This is a genomic window from Rhodopseudomonas sp. BR0C11 (assembly GCF_010820945.1).
In the GTDB taxonomy this organism is placed as follows: domain Bacteria; phylum Pseudomonadota; class Alphaproteobacteria; order Rhizobiales; family Xanthobacteraceae; genus Rhodopseudomonas; species Rhodopseudomonas palustris_H.
Genome location: NZ_QTKI01000730.1, coordinates 1 through 1,130, shown reverse-complemented (window position 1 = coordinate 1,130; position 1,130 = coordinate 1). Strand labels below are relative to the sequence as shown.

General features: G+C 67.6%; 1 protein-coding gene. It reads right to left on the bottom strand.

Annotated elements, in window-relative coordinates:
* Window positions 1–987: exodeoxyribonuclease VII large subunit (xseA, locus tag DYI24_RS26945; protein WP_164574499.1), on the bottom strand; the 987-nt coding region annotated here is incomplete at its 3' end.
* Window positions 988–1,130: the final 143 nt, after the last annotated feature.

Below are 1,130 nucleotides of genomic sequence, written 5' to 3'. Positions count from 1 at the left end.
GGGCCGCGGCCGCGGGATCGCCAGCAGGTCGGAGGCGCCGGGCAGGGCGCGTGCGGCGGCGCGCAGTTCGTTGCGGCGGAAATCCTGGCAGCGCTGCCAGCTCGACAGCATCCGCCGGGCCAGCCCGCCGACTTCGACGAACAGCTCGGCGCGCACCGGGACGGCCATTTCGGCCGCCGCCGTCGGGGTCGGCGCACGCTTGTCGGCGGCAAAATCGATCAGGGTGACGTCGGTCTCATGGCCGACTGCCGAGATCAGCGGGATCATGCTGTCGGCCGCGGCCCGGACCACGATCTCTTCGTTGAACGACCATAGATCTTCCAGCGAGCCGCCACCGCGCGCGACGATCAGCAGATCCGGCTGCGGGATCGGCCCATCCGGGCTGAGTTCGTTGAAGCCGCGGATCGCGGCGGCGATCTGCTCGGCCGAGCCTTCGCCCTGCACCCGCACCGGCCACACCAGCACGCGGCGCGGGAAACGGTCTTCAAGGCGGTGCAGGATGTCACGGATCACCGCTCCGGTCGGCGAGGTGACGACGCCGATCACCTCCGGCAGCCACGGCAGCAGCTGTTTGCGCGCCTCGTCGAACAGGCCCTCGGCGGCGAGCTTCTTCTTGCGCTCTTCCATCAGCGCCATCAGCGCGCCGACGCCGGCGGGCTCGAGCGCCTCGATCACGATCTGATATTTCGACGAGCCCGGGTAGGTGGTCAGCTTGCCGGTGGCGATGACCTCGAGGCCTTCCTGCGGCTTGAACCGCATCCGCCCGGCCACGCCCTTCCAGATCACCGCCTCGATCTTGGCGCCCTCGTCCTTCAGGGCGAAATAGCAGTGGCCCGACGAATGCGGCCCGCGAAACCCGGTGATCTCGCCGCGCACCCGGACATGCCCATAGGTGTCCTCGACCGTCCGCTTCAGCGCCTGCGACAGCTCGGAAACGGTGAATTCGCCGACATTGGCAAGGGTTTGGGGGGACTGCAGTCGGGCCATGCGATTCGCGGTGCGTTGAGGAGCCGGCAACGTAGGGAGTCTTTGCGGTTCCGGCTACCTTGCTGGTCGATTTACTCTGTGATACAGAGTTCTCTATAAATGACGAGGAGGCCGGTATGAAGGTGGTGCGGGCAGGGCTGCGG